A 1052-nucleotide genomic window follows, 5' to 3' on the forward strand; every position below is an offset into this window, starting at 1 on the left:
TCATGGGTGTGAATAGTGTTGGCAAAGGTATAGACAGATTCGGAGAAGCCGTTATTCCACTGCATCGAAATTTCAAGAGAAAGCTGTCCCTTCTTATCCTCCGACGCAATGGCGATCACGGTCTTATGCAGCTCACCACGGGTGGAGTTTAGGTGCTTTACAAAGTCAGTAATTCCGCCCTGGTATTGGTAGCGCACAGCAATTTGTTCACCTTTCTCATCGACATGGCCCGGGCGTAAATCAGTTAGAGATAAAATAAGGCCGCGATTAAGAAAGGCCATCTCCCGAAAACGGGTAGAGAGAACCTCGAATGAGAAATCTGTTGTTTCAAAGATATCCTCCGACGGCCAGAACTGAATAGTTGTTCCGGTCTCGGTTGTCGCTTCACCTTTGGCAACTGGCGCTTGCGGAACACCAAGTCGATAATCTTGGCGCCAGGTAAATCCATCGCGCTTTACTTCAGCCGATAGCTTTGCCGACAGTGCGTTCACAACAGATGAGCCAACACCGTGCAGACCGCCAGAGACGGAGTAGCCACCGTCACCAAACTTTCCACCAGCGTGCAGAACAGTGAGAACAACTTCCAGTGCCGGCTTCTTTTCAATCGGGTGAATATCAACCGGGATGCCACGACCGTTATCGATCACTTGCAGTGAACCATCGGGCATCAAGCTAACTTTAATTTCAGTGCAATAACCGGCGAGCGCTTCATCAACTGCGTTATCGACGATTTCATAGACTAGGTGGTGCAGGCCGCGTTCACCGGTGGAGCCGATATACATTCCGGGGCGCTTTCGAACAGCCTCAAGGCCCTCCAGGACTGTGATCGAGGAGGCGTCGTATCCACCCGGTTCCTTCTTCACATCACGCTTTTCGCTCAAAGTGGGAACTCCTTGAATTTGCCTTAAATGGGCTATAGAGCGGTGATTCCGCTATAGCAGGGTGAAATCCTATCGTTAAATCGCAAGTCAAATACCGGCGAGAAGCCTTAGGAGTGGGATATACCGCCCGTTTGGCGCAGGGGTGAGGGTTCCTACTGAATCAACTTACTT

The 1052-nt window shown here is 50.5% G+C and carries 1 protein-coding gene; it reads right to left on the reverse strand.

Annotated features, from left to right (window positions below):
* Nucleotides 1-881 (reverse strand): ATP-binding protein (locus tag AC9UEP_RS06065; protein ID WP_509545128.1); only part of this gene is annotated, 881 nt, incomplete at its 3' end.
* Nucleotides 882-1052 lie beyond the last annotated feature (171 nt).

The organism is Candidatus Planktophila sp., from assembly GCF_040402315.1.
GTDB lineage: Bacteria > Actinomycetota > Actinomycetes > Nanopelagicales > Nanopelagicaceae > Planktophila.